Annotated in this window: 15 protein-coding genes; 6 read left to right on the forward strand and 9 right to left on the reverse strand. The window is 52.3% G+C overall.

Going from position 1 to position 16,017, the window contains the following annotated elements; all coding sequences use genetic code 11:
- The first annotated feature begins 4 nt into the window (after positions 1-4).
- Genes MTH_RS10000 through MTH_RS02500 form a run of 4 tightly spaced genes read left to right on the forward strand, consistent with a single transcriptional unit; the run spans position 5 to position 2,911 of the window.
- Positions 5-169 (forward strand): hypothetical protein, encoded by a 165-nt coding sequence (locus MTH_RS10000; RefSeq protein ID WP_238374232.1) that lies wholly within the window; start codon positions 5-7, stop codon positions 167-169.
- The gene (locus tag MTH_RS02490; RefSeq protein ID WP_010876175.1) at positions 133-1,671 is read left to right on the forward strand and encodes a 2-oxoacid:acceptor oxidoreductase subunit alpha; all 1,539 of its coding nucleotides are present in this window, start codon (positions 133-135) and stop codon (positions 1,669-1,671) included. Before MTH_RS10000 ends, MTH_RS02490 begins: the two co-directional genes overlap by 37 nt.
- Positions 1,668-2,534 carry a thiamine pyrophosphate-dependent enzyme gene (locus tag MTH_RS02495; protein WP_010876176.1) on the forward strand — a complete coding sequence of 289 codons (867 nt, stop codon included), beginning with the start codon at positions 1,668-1,670 and terminating at the stop codon, positions 2,532-2,534. Before MTH_RS02490 ends, MTH_RS02495 begins: the two co-directional genes overlap by 4 nt.
- A gap of 41 nt (positions 2,535-2,575) precedes the next feature.
- Positions 2,576-2,911, forward strand: a complete 336-nt coding sequence (locus tag MTH_RS02500; RefSeq protein ID WP_010876177.1) for a hypothetical protein — start codon at positions 2,576-2,578, stop codon at positions 2,909-2,911.
- Between the two features lie 227 nt (positions 2,912-3,138).
- Here the strand turns inward: MTH_RS02500 and MTH_RS02505 are convergent, their stop codons facing one another.
- The 6 genes from MTH_RS02505 to MTH_RS02530 all read right to left on the reverse strand — a co-directional run bounded on the left by MTH_RS02505 (position 3,139) and on the right by MTH_RS02530 (position 10,975).
- A complete protein-coding gene (locus MTH_RS02505; RefSeq protein WP_238374233.1) occupies positions 3,139-3,726 on the reverse strand; it encodes a hypothetical protein in 588 nt (195 codons plus the stop codon).
- Positions 3,727-4,158: 432 nt separating this feature from the next.
- Entirely contained in the window at positions 4,159-6,672 is a 2,514-nt protein-coding gene (locus MTH_RS02510; protein WP_010876179.1) for an AAA family ATPase, read from the reverse strand.
- Positions 6,669-8,489 (reverse strand): metallophosphoesterase, encoded by a 1,821-nt coding sequence (locus MTH_RS02515; RefSeq protein WP_238374234.1) that lies wholly within the window; start codon positions 8,487-8,489, stop codon positions 6,669-6,671. The genes MTH_RS02510 and MTH_RS02515 overlap by 4 nt, the downstream gene beginning before the upstream one ends.
- Positions 8,440-9,462: an ATP-binding protein gene (locus MTH_RS02520; RefSeq protein ID WP_048060840.1), complete on the reverse strand. Its 1,023-nt coding sequence runs from the start codon at positions 9,460-9,462 to the stop codon at positions 8,440-8,442. The genes MTH_RS02515 and MTH_RS02520 overlap by 50 nt, the downstream gene beginning before the upstream one ends.
- A complete protein-coding gene (locus MTH_RS02525) occupies positions 9,462-10,511 on the reverse strand; it encodes a DNA double-strand break repair nuclease NurA (RefSeq protein WP_143485746.1) in 1,050 nt (349 codons plus the stop codon). Before MTH_RS02525 ends, MTH_RS02520 begins: the two co-directional genes overlap by 1 nt.
- A 122-nt stretch (positions 10,512-10,633) precedes the next feature.
- Entirely contained in the window at positions 10,634-10,975 is a 342-nt protein-coding gene (locus MTH_RS02530; RefSeq protein WP_048061225.1) for a YbjQ family protein, read from the reverse strand.
- 236 nt (positions 10,976-11,211) lie between these two features.
- On the opposite strand from MTH_RS02530, the gene MTH_RS02535 reads away from it, so the two are divergent.
- Positions 11,212-12,525: a hypothetical protein gene (locus MTH_RS02535; RefSeq protein WP_010876184.1), complete on the forward strand. Its 1,314-nt coding sequence runs from the start codon at positions 11,212-11,214 to the stop codon at positions 12,523-12,525.
- Positions 12,526-12,618: 93 nt separating this feature from the next.
- Positions 12,619-13,893, forward strand: a complete 1,275-nt coding sequence (locus tag MTH_RS02540) for an amino acid permease (protein WP_010876185.1) — start codon at positions 12,619-12,621, stop codon at positions 13,891-13,893.
- A 46-nt stretch (positions 13,894-13,939) separates the two neighbouring features.
- Here MTH_RS02540 and MTH_RS10005 read toward each other — a convergent pair whose 3' ends face one another.
- The 3 genes from MTH_RS10005 to MTH_RS10015 are packed head-to-tail and all read right to left on the reverse strand — an operon-like array spanning position 13,940 to position 15,988.
- Entirely contained in the window at positions 13,940-14,773 is an 834-nt protein-coding gene (locus MTH_RS10005) for a glycosyltransferase family 2 protein (protein WP_269889832.1), read from the reverse strand.
- Positions 14,746-15,828 carry a response regulator gene (locus tag MTH_RS10010; protein WP_238374281.1) on the reverse strand — a complete coding sequence of 361 codons (1,083 nt, stop codon included), beginning with the start codon at positions 15,826-15,828 and terminating at the stop codon, positions 14,746-14,748. The genes MTH_RS10005 and MTH_RS10010 overlap by 28 nt, the downstream gene beginning before the upstream one ends.
- Positions 15,794-15,988, reverse strand: a complete 195-nt coding sequence (locus MTH_RS10015) for a response regulator (RefSeq protein WP_010876188.1) — start codon at positions 15,986-15,988, stop codon at positions 15,794-15,796. Before MTH_RS10015 ends, MTH_RS10010 begins: the two co-directional genes overlap by 35 nt.
- Positions 15,989-16,017 lie beyond the last annotated feature (29 nt).

Genomic DNA, 16,017 nt, shown 5'->3' on the forward strand with positions numbered 1-16,017 from the left:
TCCAGTGAAGATCAATGATGATGCTTCAATCGTCCTCTGCGGTGAGGCAGGGCAGGGCATACAGACCGTCGAGGCCCTCCTCATAAGGCCTTCAAGGCCACCGGCTACCACATATTCTCCTGCAAGGAGTACATGTCCCGTGTGCGTGGAGGGGAGAACTCCACACTGATAAGGGTATCATCCACACCGGTCCGGGCCTTCATAGAAAGGGTGGATGTGCTGTTTGCACTGAGCCCCGGTGCAGTGGAACACATGGATGGCCGTGTGAAGGATACACTGGTCATTGCAGATGAGGAGTTCCATGAGGAGGGCGCCATCAGCCTCCCGATAATGGGGGAGGCAGAGAAGCTGGGGGGCAGGATATTCGCCAATGTCGTTGCAGCGGGTGCAGCCGCAAACCTCTTCGGTGTCAGAGAGGAAACATTCGATGAAGCCGTGCGGTCCCTATTCGAACGCAAGGGCCCTGACATAGTAGAGGCCGACCTCAGGGCCGGGAGGAAGGGCTATGAACTGGGTGATGAACTCAGGGAGCACCTTGAGATCAGCATTGAACCCCAGCCATCGGTGAGGGAACACGTTGTCCTCAACGGGACAGAAGCCGTTGGCATAGGGTGCATCGCCGGGGGCTGCCGCTTCATGTCATCATACCCCATGACACCATCAACTCCACTCCAGGTATTCATATCAGAGAACGCCGCTGAATTCGACATGGTATTCGAGCAGGCAGAGGATGAGATTGCAGCCATCAACATGTGCCTGGGGGCCTCCTATGCGGGTGCACGGTCCCTTGTCGCAACCTCAGGTAGCGGATTTGCCCTCATGGAGGAGGCCGTTGGCCTTGCAGGTATGATAGAAACACCTGTGGTTATATACATAGGCCAGAGGCCGGGGCCGGCTGTTGGTCTTCCCACCAGGACAGCCCAGGAGGACCTGAACCTCGCCCTCTACGCAGGCCCCGGTGAGTTCCCAAGGGCAATTCTGGCTCCAGGGAAACTCGAGGATGCCCCTGAAATCGCGGCCCATGCCTTCAACCTGGCAGACAGGTACCAGATACCTGTATTTCTGCTCTCAGACCAGTACCTGGCAGACCTCTACTACGACCTACCCTCACCCCAGATCGGTGAGGAACCCTCTTACCATATCACCCGGACATGGGAGGGTTACAGGAGATTCGAGTTCACAGCTGATGGTATATCACCCAGGGGTATTCCAGGCTACGGGTCCGGGACGGTACGGGTGGACTCAGATGAGCACGATGAGGAGGGCCTGATAACAGAGGACCTTGATGTGAGGAGGAGGATGGTTGAGAAGAGGAACCTGCGCCTTGAGATGCTGAAGGATGACACCCTGAAGCCTGAGGTGTACGGTGATAACTCCTCTGCACTGATATGCTGGGGTTCCACCTACTGGCTGGTACGGGAGGCCATCGAGTCATCCGGTGCAGATGTGAGCATGGTGCACTTCAGCCAGGTCTACCCCCTCCCCCATGACACCCTGGAGCTCCTGGAATCATTCGACAGGACCGCTGTGGTTGAGAACAATTACCGCGGACAGTTCGCGGACCTCCTCAAGCTTGAGGGATTTGAGGCCGATGAAAGGTTCAGGAGGTACGATGGCATGCCCTTCAGCGTTGAGGGGGTTGCCGGATTCATCGAGGAGGTTCTCCTATGAGGCCAGAGGATTATGACATGAATGTTGAAATTGCATGGTGTCCAGGATGCGGTAACTTCTCCATCCTGAGGGCCCTCAAGATGGCCCTTGCAGACCTGGATATACTCCCTGAGAGGCTTGTCCTTGTCTCGGGGATAGGCCAGGCAGGGAAGCTCCCCCAGTACCTGAAGTGCAACCACTTCAATGGACTTCATGGCAGATCCCTCCCTGCTGCAGTGGCCATCAAGGCCACGAACCCCCAGCTCACAGTCATCGATGTGAGCGGTGACGGCTGCATGTACGGTGAGGGCGGAAACCACCTCATCCATAACATCCGGAGGAACCCGGACATAACCACCATCGTTCATGGCAACATGGTCTACGGTCTCACCAAGGGCCAGGCGTCCCCCACAAGTCAGCCCGGCTTCAGGACTCCTGTGCAGGTTCAGGGGGTCTTTGAGGAACCATTCAACCCATTAGCCGTGGCGGTTGCCCTGGGGGCCACCTTCGTTGCAAGGGCCTTCTCAGGGGATGTTGAGAGGACGCGTGACATACTGGTCGAGGCTATCAGCCATCATGGTTATGCCCTCGTGGATATATTCCAGCCCTGTGTGACCTTCAACCGTGTTAACACCTTCCAGTGGTTCCGGGAACACACATACTACACCGATCATGATCCTGCAGACAGGTTGCTGGCCCTTGAGAAATCCCTTGAGGGATACGGTGGGGGTAGGTTTCCACTGGGTGTCATATACAGAGTTGAGGGTGAGAGGACCTTCGAGGAAAATCTCAGTGTATACCATGGGGATGCCACTCCCCTCTGGAGGCGGAGCCATGACCCTGATAAACTGAAGCGTCTCATTGAATCAAAGAGGATGGTGTAGCTTCAGTCAAACTGATGTATTTTATTTAATAGGGTGATAGAGTGACAGCTGAAATCAGGCTCTACATAACTGAGGGTGAGGTTGAGGATTACAGGGTGTTTCTGGAGAGGCTCGAACAGTCGGGCCTCGAGTGGAGACCTGCAACCCCTGAGGATGCCGATGCGGTCATAGTACTTGCGGGTCTATGGGGCACCCGGAGGGATGAGATACTGGGTGCTGTGGATCTTGCACGTAAATCATCAAAGCCCATAATAACCGTGAGACCCTACGGCCTTGAGAATGTACCCCCTGAACTGGAAGCAGTGAGTTCCGAGGTCGTCGGCTGGAACCCCCACTGCATAAGGGATGCTCTCGAGGATGCCCTGGATGTGATCTAATTCGTTAAGTAGTAGCTACGATCAGGCTGAAGCTGTCTACGCATCCTCTGCAAGGCCTGCAGAACCATCATTATTCAGGTACCTCAGCTGATAACAGGTCCATAAAAATGATCACAATATTCAGAGGATAATAACTCCTGGTATTAACTCCTGGTATCAATAAGGTTGCCTGCTTGACTGATGGGAATTCAAAAAAAAAGAAAAGGTTAGGGTTAGGGTGGCCATTTTCAGGCCGATGACTTAACCACAAACATGCCGGGCTTCCTTGAGGTCGGGTGGTATATCTTGTTGTAGCCACTGTAGCTGTAGTCAACCCAGCGCCCTCCACTGTACACCTGTACAGTGCGGTGACGTGGTGACATGCTTGTGGCGTACTGTATTATACGCACCTTCTTCCCGGCTGATGTGAGTTTCCTGTATAAATATTCACTCATGGCCCAGCAGTCCCCTATGTTAGGATCATAGCGGTATGTGCTGGTTCTGTAGGCGGCCCGCACCCGCTTCTTCTTGTAGTACTTCTTTGAGTACCTCTTCTTCACACTGGTACGGTATGTCGCCCTGACCTTCTTTCTGTAGGTCTTCTTGTACTTCTTGTACTTCTTGTACTTCTTGTACTTCTTGTACTTCTTGTACTTGTATGCGGCGTCAACCTTTACAGGTTCGGCCTTTATATTTTCAGTTTTTGTTACTATTTTTGCGTTTTCTGTTCCAGTATTTACTGCCTCACTGATGGGCACTGAACCCACAGTGAACATCAGTGCAAAGAGCACTGTGACTGCTTTGAATCGCGTAATTTTATCGCCTCCAATGTCCAATACTAACCCTAAGGTCACTAAGGACACTGAGTCAATGGTTACATCATCATGGTATATAAATGTTTCCATAAAATAAAAGCTCTCTGAGCTTCTTTAATCAAAAAAAGCCACCAGAATCCTTTTCTAATATCTGAATACTCTTTGAGAATCCATGACACGTTATTTAATGAGATGGGTCCTTAGGGAATCCCATTTAAGGTTTGGGACAAAAAGCACTGGCCAATAGAAAAGCAGTGCATAAGACAAATCCGCTATAAAGAGCCATTCAAATGCCCCATTCGTGTTAAAAGAAGATCCAGAAGGTTTAATGGGTTAAAAACAAGGCCATACTTGAAATTTGAATTTAGAATTCTTCTGATGGTTTAAATAACCTTAAAACCCGTTTTAAATCCTCAAAATTAAAAATAGAATTATTTTAATGGTACTGAAAGCTCAGCCGGTCTTTTCTATGATGGATGTGCCGTCAGACTTTTCAACCCTGTAGATATGGTCTGCAAGGTTTTCAAGTTCCTCCTCATGGGATACCAGGATTATCTGTCTGGATTCAAGTTCATCGAAGATGTCCCTGAGCTTGTAGAGCTGCTCCTTGCTGAATCCATCGGTGGGTTCGTCCAGTATAAGTATGTCCGACCTCACATCGGTGAGACGCTGGACCACCATGTTCAGTGCAAGCCTGTATGCAAGGGCTATGCTGGTCCTTTCACCACCACTGAGGTATTCAAGGTTCTGCTCATAGCCGTCCTGCTCAACGATGGGTGTGAAGTCCTCATCGATCCTCACGGATTTACCGGGGTCATCCACCAGGACCCTGAACCATTTCTGGAATCTCTCATTGAACTCATGGTTTATCTGTGCCATCACGTGGGTCTCGATGTCATCCATTGCAGGGATGAAGTATTCATTGAGCCAGGTCACATAGTTCCCCAGTTCCCGGGCACGTTTCCTGAGTTCTCTCTTTTTAGCAATTTCAGACTCAAGGTTACCAATCTGTCTCTGCTTCTCCTCGATTTTTCCTTCAACTGCAGCCCTTCTGTCTCTTTTTTCATCCCGAAGATTTTCCATTTCACAGATACTCTGGGTTAGATCATGTATACTGGACTCAACTTCATCCCTGTTTTTGAGTGCCTCTTCATTTTCCCTGATTTTAGCTCTCTTTTCAGCGATGTTACTCTCATTTTCATCAATTTTCTTTAGGTTATCTCTGTATTCCCTGCTGGTTTCAGGGTTGAGTTCAGTGATCCTGGTCCTGAGCTGATCCATCCTCCCGGATGCTGCTGCAAGTTTACTGGAGTATCCTGATTCCATTTCACGGAGGGATTTCAGTTCATGCTCCACCTTATTGAAGTCAGATTCCGCATCCTTCAGTTCTTCAATGAGCTTCTCACTCTCAGCTTTACCCTCCTCAATCTGCCGGATCCTTTCTCTGATATTATCAAGACTTTCGCGTCTTCTGTGGCATTCCTTAATCCGTTTTTCAAGGTCCTCCCTGAGTAACCTCAGTTCCTCCCGTGACCTTTTATACTCTGCGATGCGCTTCATGAGTTCATTCTTATTCATGATTTCATTTCTGAGATCTGCTATCCTTGATTCAACCGATCCTTTTCTTTCACGGGCACTGCTGAGTTTATCATTTATGTAGTCTGGATTAACCTCCTGGTCACATGTTGGACATACGCCCCTCCTTCCGATGGACTCATAGTCCTCTATCTTTCCATGTATCCCCCCGAGTTCCTGCTGGAGATCCGACACCTCAACCTCAAGTTTTCTTATCCCGGCTTCAACTTCATCCTCCGTGTATCCCGGGTCCTCAATGGACTCCATACTCTCTATTTTTGATTTTATCCTGTCAGTATAATCCTCAAGCCCGGATATTTCATCCTCTAAATCCCTTCCTGTCTTAATAAGATTTTCAAGTTCACTGACAAGGTTTCTGTATTGGATTGAAGCCTCCCTGAACCTCCGGGAGTCATCCATGAGGGATTCCCTTTTCAGCTCAAGGGCACTGATCCTTTCTCCCAGTGAATTCAGTTCCTCCTGAAGCTTTTCCCTGATATCACTGCATTTCTGAAGTTCATCAAGGGATCTCCGGTATTCCTCCTCTATACTCCTGTTCCTTTCCATGAGTCTCTCTGAGGATGATCTGAGGGTTTCTATTTCATTTTGAAGCGATTCTATTTCCCTTTCAGCACTCTCAATCCGGTTTTTCTCTCTCTGAAGAACTTCCATCTCTGATTTCAGTTTAGCTATCTCTGCCTCGATTCCTTCAATATCACTGTCAAGCTGCTTCTTCTCTGATTCCAGTTTCTCCTTCTCCCCCAGGAGTCCTTCAAGTTCCCTCTTCTTATCTTCAAGATCATAGGACCTGTCTTCTAGGCTCTCTGATTCTCTCCTTATTCTCCTGGAAACCAGATTTGCATTATCAGCCGCCCTGCTGTACTTTTCAAGGTCAAAGGCCTTCCTGAGCCTTTCAAGCCGGTCATTCTTCGGGGCCTCGATTATGCTCTTCATCTGCTCCTGTGGTGTGAAGACAGCATAACGGTATATCCTGCTCCTGGCCCTTGGATTAAGGGGCTCCCTGTACCCTAGGATCTCAAGTACCTCGGCCTTCAGTTCCTTTGCAGAGAGTTTCTTCACCACCCCCTGTTTTCTGATGTAGAGTTCGCCCTGCTGAACCCCCGATGATCCCCTTTTGAGTTCCCTGTAAACCGTGTACTCCTCTCCATCAACGGTGAATGTGAGTTTGACTGAACCTGAATTTGATGTGGCCCTCAGGAGGCTGTCACCCCTCTGGTCACCCAGACCGAAAAGGGCGAATTCCACTGCAAGGAGCAGGGTTGTCTTTCCTGAACCTATATCTCCCTCGAAGAGGGTCACTCCATCATCAAACTCAACCCTTCCAGACTCATAGCTCCTTATGTTCTTAAGTTCAAGGGATCTGATGATCAAGTACCATCACCCCCCAGATCAAGACCCAGGACATCCCCGGCATCCTCGATGATTCTCTTCTCATATTCGCTTTTGTTCTCACCGGGAGCCTTCTCATTCTCAAGTCTTCTGAGGAGTTCAACCGCAATGGAATCCCCCTCCTCCATGAGCCTCCTGTTCCTGATGTCCAGTCCTGCAAGTTTCTCCCTGAAGATCCTCCTCTCCAGCCGGGGCACGTCACTCTCCACCACCCTCACCTTCTGGATCTCACGGGTGCTGAGGCCATACCTGTTTATCTGGACAACACGGGCCCCCATCGACTCAAGTTTTTCCCTTATACTCGCTGAATCTATGTCAGATGTCCTTCCTGAGCTCAGCTCACCACGGATCTTGAGCATCACAACCTTCCCGGTAACATCATGACCTGCTATCTCCCGCCCTATCTGGTGGTATGCGTCCTGGGAGTTCTTACCTGTGACATCACATTCAATGTACTCGAATTCAGCGGGCCTTATCTCCCGGAATTCAGGTTCCCTGGCCCTATCAGTGAATTCGACCAGGTAGTACCCCCTGGTCTCGCCCCTGGCGTTCTCCTCGAGGTCACCGGCGTATGAACCAAAGAGTGTCCCCGGGTACACTATGGGACCGTAGCCCTCCTCAATATAACACCCCTTCCGGTGTACGTGGCCACCTGCGTAGTACTCGAAGCCCCTGGGGAAGAGGTTGAGGTCCACCGATTCCATATCTGCAAGGTCAACCGGTTTGAACTGGGTTATGGCACTGTGGAATAGGAATATCCTGAATCCGTCCTCGGCCTCAAGGGCCTCCCTGTCAAGCTTCATGAAGTATTCAGCCTCAAGGGTCCTTGATCTGCCTGATAGTCCTGTGATCTTTGCACCGGTCTTCTCATCCACCGTGAACTCAAGTCCAAGCTTCTTACCAGGGATGGGACGTACGACCTTATCTATCACCCCGGCACTTTCAAGGATGTCTATCATGGATGTGCTGGATGGACTGTAGTCGTGGCTCCCATAGTTGACGTATATGGGGACCCCCGCCTCCCTTACCCTCCTGAGTTCAAGGGTGGCCCTCTTGACAGTCTCCATGTTGGGGATGTTGGAGTGGAAGAGGTCCCCTGCTATTATCATGAAGTCAACATCCTTCTGAAGTGCATCGTCCAGGGCCATCCTGAAGGCCTCAAATTCAAGTTCCCTGAGGTCCGGGTGTTTCTGGGCCCCCAGGTGGCAGTCTGAGAGGTGTGCGAATCTGTACATGCTCAAACCTACCCGATAAAACTCAATCATATCATCATCAGTATCCTCTGATTCCAGCCCCGCCGATTCAATGAACTCCTCAAAGAGGGGTATCTTCACAGGGACTGCGAACTTTGTGAATATGCTGCTCACTATGGCCTCACCCTTATCCAGACTTGCTATTGTCCTGTTATCAGCTGAAAGGTCCTGTGAGGCACTTCCTATTATCTCGGCCCTCTCCTGGGCCATCTCATTTCCCAGGATTATCTTGGTGTTCATGTTGGCAAGGACCGTCCTGGGTATCAGGCTGACGAGCTGGGTTATTGCAATGAGGCCTATGTTGAATTTACGCCCCTCCCTGGCTATGGTGCTGTAGATGTTGTTTCCCTGCCTCTCAATGACCTCCTTTCCAAGGACGCGGGGGGCCTCCTCTATGACTATCCCTATGACCGGTTTTCGTCTGAGTTCCCCTGTGGCCTTGTACTGCTGGTACCTCCTGAAGATCTCGGCTGAGATGACACTGCCCACCAGGAGCTCAGCCTCTCCCATGAGCCTTGAGGTGTCCACCACAACGATTCTTTCCATCCTCAAGGCTGGCTGCAATGTCCTTTATGGTTGACTCACCACCACGCTCCCTGAAGACTCCTCCACGTGACTTTATTTTGCCGTCATCAAGGTGCACTCCGAGGATGACGTCAAAGATCCTCCGCAGCACATTGAGTGTCACCGGCTGTACACCGGGGAGTTCCTCCCCTTCCACGATCTTCAGGATCCATCCATCCCCGTATTCATTGTAGTACCTTGCAATCGCCTGTTCCTGTGCCTGTGTGAATGGTATTATACCCTCAAAGTGCTCGGGGCGGAGTGATCTGAGGTTTATGGTGAGGGTGTTCCCGCCCACAGGTGCATCAGGGGAGTAGTAGACCACATTATCTGAGGGGTGCCTCCCGAGGCCGGCCTCGTTCCTCCCGTAGTACTCATCGTGTGGGTCCAGGACTAGAATGCCCACCCTGTCCATCTCTGCGAGGCTCCAGAGCATCACCTTCACAAGGTTACTCTTACCCCTCCCTGTGGTTGCAGGTATGAGGATGTGGTGGGTTATGGCGTCAACTGCATCGACGTAGACCGGTGTATCCAGGACCTTTGACCCGCTCCTCACGTTCCCCAGGAAGACCGGGTTGCCGGGCCTCTCCAGGAAGTCAAGGTCACCCTCCCGGATCCTCCTCACCTCCCTGAAGAATCTGGGGAGGCGTTTGGGTATCATTGGCTGGCCATCCCGCACATGGAGTATGGGGCGGGCCTCTGCAATGATGTAGTTCCTCAGCTCAGGTTCGAGGAGCTCCACCTCCCTGCCGTATCCCTCAAGGTTGAATCCCGAGGCCAGCTCCCTCATGCCCTGGGGTATCTGGGAGCTGTACCTGAGGTCCTTGACCTGGAGTATTGTGTAGCCCTCGCCCTCTGCAACCAGCAGGTCACCGAGTTCTATTGGTTCACCTGCCTTCTGTCTTATAAGTACCGCGGCTGTTTCGCCGCCTATTATCTGCCCTGCAGTTTCCATCAATCCTCACCTGCATACCTGTTCAGTTCATCATGGTAGTTGAGGGTATTCATCTCATCCCTTATAGCCTCAAGGACCTTCCGGTCCCTGATCTGCGATAGGAGTCTCCTCCTGTATATCTCCACCTCATCCCCTGAGACCCTGGCCCTCATGTCCACATCAACCAGGCCGTAGGGGTAGCCAGGGAAGCATGCGTCCCTTGCATTGAGGGATAGGGTTGATGCGACCTCCATTGCCTCATCCTTCCCGCACTCGCCGAGGATGTCCATCCTGAATATCCTGCCGGCCGGGTTCAGTTTAACTGCAGTGATGGTGGTCAGCCTGTCGGTGGTGACGGCCACGGGGTGGTAGCACCAGCCACCCTCCATGTTACAGTCTGCGGCGAGTCTCCCCACAGCAGCGAGGAGTGACATCGATGTGGTTGTGTAGAGGGTGCATGTCTTTGAGAGTCCAGCCACGTGGATATCCATGGCCTCATCCCCCAGTCTCCTGATGTAACCTTTCTCCCTCTCGAATGATGCCCGGAGTGACCCGTCCCTGACAAGGATGTCCCCATCATCGAGTTCATTGAGGGCTCCTGTGGCCATGGTCCAATCCGCAAATTTTCTTGGGAGACCCTTGAGGTCTGACTCCTCAGCCCGCTCTGCATCTTTAAGCTCCAGCTGGAGGTTATCCTCATCTGGAAGGAATTCCCGGTACTCCTCCCTGAGGGGGTGAAGCTGGAACCTGTATGTCCCATCCTCTGGATGGAACTTCATGACCGAGAAGAACTCGATCCTTGCTGGCATATCTGGCTGGATCCTCTGCTCTCCCCTGAAGAGGCCCAGGGCGACCCTGTTGATCTGGACTGATATTGCCGGTCCCTCCACTATGGGGCTGTTACCCCCATCTATGAAGGCCATGAGTCTCTTCTCTCCCTCCTGAAGGGGTATGAAGCCGTCTGCGGTGAAGTCATGGACCCTGTATTCTGATGATTTAAAGTAGGGTCTTCCCACATCCGCTCTGACAATCCCCTCCAGGGTCTGTGCAATCTTATCAAGAACATCCAATAAAAAATCCCCCATGTGAATGTTTAATATTGAATAGAAAATAAATGTTATAAATAGTTTGTGGTTTTTCTGGTGAAGGGCCTCAGTCGGGGCACTGCCATGGTCTCTGCTCTAGTGGGGCATCATTCCTCCGGTTCAACTATAACAGCTGTCCCGTAGGCCAGGATCTCCTGCATTATATCGGAGATTGAGTCTGAATCAAATCTCACGCTGATAACCGCATTGGCACCCAGCTCACGGGCATGATCCAGCATCCTTTCAAGGGCCTCCTGTCTGGAGTGCTCCATCATGGTGACGTACTCCTTGATTTCACCACCCAGGATTGACTTAAACCGGTCTATCTGACCCCCAAGACGTCTGCTCCTCACTGTAAGTCCATATACAAATCCAAGGACTTCAACGGCCCTGTAGCCAGGGACATAGTTGCTTGTGACGTATATAACGTCCCGGTGTTCTTCAACCACCGCAGGTTTTTCCCTTTGGTTCCTTCCAGCCTTGTACGGCACTCGTCGCAGAAGTTGGAGTCAGCTCCATACTCCTTGCCACAGTTTGGACAGAACTTCTCAGCTTTCTCGGGCTCAGATCTCACCGTTCCAGGCCTCATACCCTTTTTCTCAGCGAGTCTCCTCTTCATCTCTTCACTCGTAACCATAATAACACCATAATTATTTTTATTGCAGCTTGTTATAATAAGGTTACCATGGAATCCAGAAGAGCTGATGATGTCCCATCCACGGGAAAGGGGATCATCAACCGTCTCCAGGAGCGAATTCCAGAAGGGATTGTGCCCTTCATCCCCGTGATAATCGTGGCATTTCTCCTCATCCTCAAACCATACTACCTTTTCCCCACCCACGGCGACCTGGACTTCCACCTTGTGAGGGCGAGGGAGATACTCATGGACCCCATCCAGGGGCTGTTCTGGGACTACCTGGTCTATTACCCTCAGGGGCGACCCCTGGGCCACCCTCCGCTCATCCAGGCAGTTATTGCAGGTCTCTGGATGTATGGTGGTCTGAGGTTCGCCCACTCCATCATGTGCATGGCCCAGATACTTGTCACCGTATTCACGGCATCCTGGGTGGCCTCAAGGTGGTATGGTAGGCAGGCGGGGCTGATAGCAGGGGCACTGGTACTTGCATCCCCCCGCCCAGACACCCTCTCTGTTATAATGCCCGCAGCCTACATCCCTGTCCTGGTGGTCCTGACGGTGTACCTCCTGGGGGAGGACCGGCTGTCTGCAGCGGTGACAGGGACCCTGGCGCTCTGGACCCACTTCATAGCCCTCATAACGGTGGTGCCGGCTGTGATGGCGGATGGCATCAGGAGGAACCTCAGGGTGATTGCTGCACTTCTGCCCTCACTGATACTCTGGTGGGCCTACTTCCTCAGCTTCAGGGGGGCACCCCAGGAGGCCTCCACCGGCGGGTACCTCAGCGTCACCTGGCTGGTATTCATGGTACTCCTCTACTTCGGAATCCCTGGCCTCTACCTTGTGAGGGAAAGGAGGGAGTTCCGGCCCCTCCTGGTCTACATGGTCGTGGTGCTTGCAGCCGAATTCCTCTTCGACGACATATCACGGGGTCTGCAGTACGTGGCCCTTCCCCTGGCAGTTGTGGGGGGTTATGCAGGCTCAAGGATGCTTGAAAATTCATCAGGGGTTGTGAAGCTGGTTACAGTGGTCCTGATAATCTCATCAGCCACAGTATTCACGGAGCAGCTGCTACTCACGGATATGAGGTGGTCAGATACTGTTATACCCTTTGAGAACCATTACCACCCCCTCAAGGAGTACATTGAAACCCATACGGGCCCGGATGAGGTGGTATGGGCCTCCAGTTCCATTGCAGATAAGGTGGCCTGGATGACAGGGAGGAGGGTCTCCAGCGGTCACTACGGCCCTCCCCCCGGCTTCAGGGAGACCCACCAGAGGATCAACATCTATGATGAGAACGGAAAGTTTGTGGTGAGGGATGAAAAAAACAGGACGGTGGATGTTATATATCCTCTATAGACTATCTCAAATTCCTAAGCAGTTAGAGAGTAGATAATAATCACATCTAAATTGAGGGAAAGATTAAATCCAACCAACTAACTTATTAAATCCATGAAACCCAATCTGAGGAGGGAACTCGGTCTCTTCGACGCGGTGAACCTGGTGGTGGGGACCATCGTGGGGGCCGACATATACATAGTGGCTGCCTATGGCGCCGGTAGCCTTGGCCCGGCATCGATACTCGCCTGGCTGCTCGCCGGACTCATGGCCCTCATAATCGCCCTTGTATTCTCTGAGGCCTCAGCCATGCTCCCCAGGACAGGGGGCCCCTACGTCTATGCAGGCGAGGCCCTCGGGAGGTTCACGGGTTTCATCACCGGCTGGTCCCTCTGGGTCTCATCATGGGTTGCCATAGCTGTTTTCCCCCTTGCCTTCATCTACTACCTTGAATACTTCATCCCCCTTGACCCCCCTGCTGAGGCCGTGATAAAGGTCCTCTTCATCCTCTCACTCACCATCATAAACATTGCAGGGGTCGGGAGGGCCGGTAAGGTCAACGATATCCTCACAATCCTAAAGGTCGCCCCGGTGCTCCTCTTCGCGGTCCTGGGCGCCATACACCTTGCACTGAACCCCGGGCTCCTGGTATCAAATTACACTCCAGCTGCACCCATGGGCCTCGGGGCCCTGGGTACTGTGACTGTCCTGGTATTCTGGGCCTATGTTGGCTTTGAGCTTGTGACAGTCCCCGCGGATGAGGTCAGGGACCCTGAGAGGACAATACCCCTCTCCATAACACTGGGGATGATCTTTGTCACCCTATTCTACATCCTCACCAACGCTGTTATCCTTGGCCTTGTACCCTGGAGGGTCCTTGCATCCTCAACCGCGCCCCTCACGGTGGCCGGTTACAGCCTCATGGGGGGCATCGGGGCCCTCATACTCACAGCGGGTGCTGTGTTCTCCATTGCCGGTTCAGAGGAGGCAGGTATGCTCACAACTGCAAGGCTTCTCTTTGCCATGTCAGAGGATGGGTTCCTCCCGGGCTTCCTCTCCAGGGTCCACAGGAGGTTCGGCACCCCACACATGAGCATCCTGGTCCAGAACCTCACAGCCCTCTTAGCGGCACTTACAGGCACCGTTTCGGGCCTCATCGAGCTCTCTGTGGTTACCCTGCTCCTCCCCTACGCTGTGACATGCATCTCACTGGCCATCCTGAGGAGGAGGGATGGTTCAGGCATCCCCCTTAAGAGTGTTCTGGGTGTACTGGTCTGCATCTACCTCCTCATGAACACCACACCATCCACCACTGCCTGGGGACTCCTCCTGATCCTTTCAGGGGCACCCCTCTATCTGATATTCGGATTTAAAAGGCTGCGCCGCTGAAGGGCCTCAGATTTTTTGGAACTTAACGAAGCACCAGCAATCATCATTATCCCGTGTGAAATGTCTTGGCCCACCTCCGCTCCCGGCGCCGGATCATATGGACCGCTGCAACGATGAAAAGGGGTAGAAGGTAGAGGCAGTAGGCCCAGTATTCAATGGATAGGATCAGCGTCCGTGGCAGACTGTACCCGTCCCGCCGTATACCTGTTATTACAAGGGGGAAAAATGCTATGGTGGATATGATGCCTATTATGAAGGGTGCGTTCATCCTCAGGGTGAAGCCTGCGAGGTTAAGGATGAATACAACGTATCCCAGCATCACAAAGCCTATGAATAGCATTGAGAAGAGGTAGAACAGGGAGTCAAGTTTCCTGTGGAGTGTTATGGGAGCGTCAATGAGGGGGGCGAGGTATACGAAGAGGGTCTCCAGGTTCCCTATGAGCCAGCGGGTCCTCTGCCTGAAGAAGGCTGGCCAGTCACCCACCGCCTCCTGGAAGACCTCTGCTTCGGATGAGAACTTCACATCATAGCCCCTTAGCATCAGCTTAACACTGAGGTTGAGGTCCTCTGTAACCGCGTAGCCATCCCAGCCACCGATCTCCTCAACAGCCCTCCTCTTAACCAGCTGCCCGTTACCCCCCAGGAAGGCCGGTACACCCATCTTCATCCTTGACCTCATGATGAGGTTACCGAACAGGGCGAATTCAATATCCTGCATCTTTGTGAGGAGGTTCTCATCTGCATTGTACATCCTCACACGGGACTGCACCCCTGCAACATCCTCACCATCAAGGTAGGGCACCATCTTCCTGAGAAAGTCAGGTTCAACCCTTGCATCAGCATCGAAGACCGCTATAATATCCCCCTCGGCAAGGGTGATACCATCATTGAGGGCATAACCCTTCCGTTGAAGGCGAAGGGGGCTTTCCTTGTTACAGCCTTGAGGTGCCGGTGCTTCCTGAGGAGCCCCTCCAGTATCTCACCGGTCCTGTCTGTGGAGCCATCATTAACAACTATTATCTCATAGTTCCTCTCACCATTTACATGGTAGTCCAGGGCTGACAGTGTCTCAACACAGCCTTCTATGGTGTTCTCCTCATTATTGGCAGGGACTATTATACTCACCATTGGCATAGCAGATGATGAGGGTTTCTCAGGCTCCCCGAAGCTGAAGGCAAGGTGCATGAGGCTGTAGACCGTCGGTATGAAGAGGGTGTACATGAGCCAGGTCATGCTCCCTGTGATGAAGCCATAGACTGCAAGAGCAGTTATAACTGATGATACAAAGAAGATTCCTGTCTTTTCTATCTTCATCTCCTCGGCCTTGGTTACAAGGACCTCCCTCACCCTCCTTGAGTAATCCTCTGTGGTCCTGAGATTTTCAAGAACAACCTCGATCTCGGCCTGCAGCTGCTCGGTGTTTAAGGGTTTGAGGAGGTAGCCATAGGGTTCACTCTCAAGGATCCTTGATAGGGTCGCATCATCCGAGTAGGCGGTCAGGTATATCACAGGGATCCCGTATCTTTCCTGTATCCTCTCTGCAGCCTTGATACCATCCATCTCACCCCTGATGTATACGTCCATTATCACAACATCCGGTTCAAGCTCCGATGCAGCTGCAATGGCGCCCTCACCAGTATCGTGGACACCAAGGACCCTGAAACCTGCATTTTCAAGTTTCTGCTTGAGATCCGCTGCTATGATGGCCTCGTCCTCCACGATTAAAACACCCGGCACCGGTCCCCTCACTGCAGTTTCATGGACCTTGAGGATGTCCCTGACATCGGCCCGGTACCTCCTGAGGGCCGTTTCAACCGCTGCCCTGAGTTTCCGGTCATCGTAGGGTTTGAGGAGGTAGCCATAGGCGCCTGCCCTACGCGCCCTCCCTATGGTTTCCGGGTCAGAGTATGCTGTGAGAAAAACAACCGGTACCATCATCCATGAGGACAAGGTCTGGCCTCTTCTCAGCTATGAGTTTCAGAGCCTCTCTCCCGTCACCGGCAGCTCCAACCACCTCATAGCCCATCCTCTCAAGGCGTGTCCTGAGGTCAGCTGCAATGAGTGCCTCATCCTCGACTATAAGAATCGAAGTCACTGCCAGCCACCCCCGGAACTTAAAACATG

Source organism: Methanothermobacter thermautotrophicus str. Delta H (genome assembly GCF_000008645.1).
In the GTDB taxonomy this organism is placed as follows: Archaea; Methanobacteriota; Methanobacteria; order Methanobacteriales; family Methanothermobacteraceae; genus Methanothermobacter; species Methanothermobacter thermautotrophicus.

Bases quoted from the DNA above. Each gene is read 5' to 3' on its own strand.
- MTH_RS02490 (WP_010876175.1), top strand. From the start codon at position 133: ATGTCCCGTGTGCGTGGAGGGGAGAACTCCACACTGATAAGGGTATCA.
- MTH_RS02495 (WP_010876176.1), top strand. From the start codon at position 1,668: ATGAGGCCAGAGGATTATGACATGAATGTTGAAATTGCATGGTGTCCA.
- MTH_RS02515 (WP_238374234.1), bottom strand. From the start codon at position 8,489: ATGGAAAGAATCGTTGTGGTGGACACCTCAAGGCTCATGGGAGAGGCT.
- MTH_RS02520 (WP_048060840.1), bottom strand. From the start codon at position 9,462: ATGGAAACTGCAGGGCAGATAATAGGCGGCGAAACAGCCGCGGTACTT.
- MTH_RS02535 (WP_010876184.1), top strand. From the start codon at position 11,212: ATGGAATCCAGAAGAGCTGATGATGTCCCATCCACGGGAAAGGGGATC.
- MTH_RS02540 (WP_010876185.1), top strand. From the start codon at position 12,619: ATGAAACCCAATCTGAGGAGGGAACTCGGTCTCTTCGACGCGGTGAAC.
- MTH_RS10010 (WP_238374281.1), bottom strand. From the start codon at position 15,828: ATGGTACCGGTTGTTTTTCTCACAGCATACTCTGACCCGGAAACCATA.